This window comes from Lysinibacillus cavernae (genome assembly GCF_009724685.1).
GTDB lineage: Bacteria > Bacillota > Bacilli > Bacillales_A > Planococcaceae > Lysinibacillus > Lysinibacillus cavernae.
Genome location: NZ_WMEF01000034.1, coordinates 1 through 962 on the forward strand (window position 1 = coordinate 1; position 962 = coordinate 962).

Sequence of the window (962 nt, forward strand, 5' to 3'; positions counted from 1 at the left end):
GTTAAGCTCTTTAGCGCCGATGGTAGTTGGGGGCTTCCCCCTGTGAGAGTAGGACATCGCTAGGCATAATACCCAGGAGGATTAGCTCAGCTGGGAGAGCATCTGCCTTACAAGCAGAGGGTCGGCGGTTCGAGCCCGTCATCCTCCACCATAATTATATATCCAAATAGTATTATCGCGGGGTGGAGCAGTGGTAGCTCGTCGGGCTCATAACCCGAAGGTCGTTGGTTCAAATCCGGCCCCCGCAACCAAAAGGTCCCGTGGTGTAGCGGTTAACATGCCTGCCTGTCACGCAGGAGATCGCCGGTTCGATCCCGGTCGGGACCGCCATTTTTTTTTTGCCGGTGTAGCTCAGTTGGTAGAGCAACTGACTTGTAATCAGTAGGTCGTGGGTTCGACTCCTATCGCCGGCACCATGTATTACCGGAGGGGTAGCGAAGTGGCTAAACGCGGCGGACTGTAAATCCGCTCCTTAGGGTTCGGCGGTTCGAATCCGTCCCCCTCCACCAGTTTTAAATTTACAGGGGCATAGTTCAACGGTAGAATAGAGGTCTCCAAAACCTTTGGTGTGGGTTCGATTCCTACTGCCCCTGCCAGGTATTGAGGTACTCGTTCATATGCAGCTGTTATTATATATATAGTGGCGATTGTGGCGAAGTGGTTAACGCACCGGATTGTGGTTCCGGCATTCGTGGGTTCGATTCCCATCAGTCGCCCCATTTTCACATTGGGGTATAGCCAAGCGGTAAGGCAACGGATTTTGATTCCGTCATGCCTAGGTTCGAATCCTAGTACCCCAGCCATTTTTTCTTTTATGAGCCATTAGCTCAGTTGGTAGAGCATCTGACTTTTAATCAGAGGGTCGAAGGTTCGAGTCCTTCATGGCTCATCATTTTTAATTAATATTGCGCCCGTAGCTCAATTGGATAGAGCGTCTGACTACGGATCAGAAGGTTATGGGT

At 51.0% G+C, this 962-nt stretch carries 9 tRNA genes; all 9 read left to right on the forward strand.

Going from position 1 to position 962, the window contains the following annotated elements:
- Positions 1-75 precede the first annotated feature (75 nt).
- The 9 genes from GJU32_RS22870 to GJU32_RS22910 all read left to right on the forward strand — a co-directional run bounded on the left by GJU32_RS22870 (position 76) and on the right by GJU32_RS22910 (position 889).
- A tRNA-Val gene (locus GJU32_RS22870) sits at positions 76-151 on the forward strand.
- A gap of 25 nt (positions 152-176) precedes the next feature.
- Positions 177-251 (forward strand) — tRNA-Met (locus GJU32_RS22875).
- A gap of 3 nt (positions 252-254) precedes the next feature.
- Positions 255-330: transfer RNA gene (locus tag GJU32_RS22880), tRNA-Asp, on the forward strand.
- 10 nt (positions 331-340) lie between these two features.
- Positions 341-416: transfer RNA gene (locus GJU32_RS22885), tRNA-Thr, on the forward strand.
- Positions 417-425: 9 nt separating this feature from the next.
- A tRNA-Tyr gene (locus GJU32_RS22890) sits at positions 426-509 on the forward strand.
- 13 nt (positions 510-522) lie between these two features.
- Positions 523-596, forward strand: a tRNA-Trp gene (locus tag GJU32_RS22895).
- 47 nt (positions 597-643) lie between these two features.
- Positions 644-719, forward strand: a tRNA-His gene (locus tag GJU32_RS22900).
- A gap of 9 nt (positions 720-728) precedes the next feature.
- Positions 729-803: transfer RNA gene (locus tag GJU32_RS22905), tRNA-Gln, on the forward strand.
- Positions 804-816: 13 nt separating this feature from the next.
- Positions 817-889, forward strand: a tRNA-Lys gene (locus GJU32_RS22910).
- Positions 890-962: the final 73 nt, after the last annotated feature.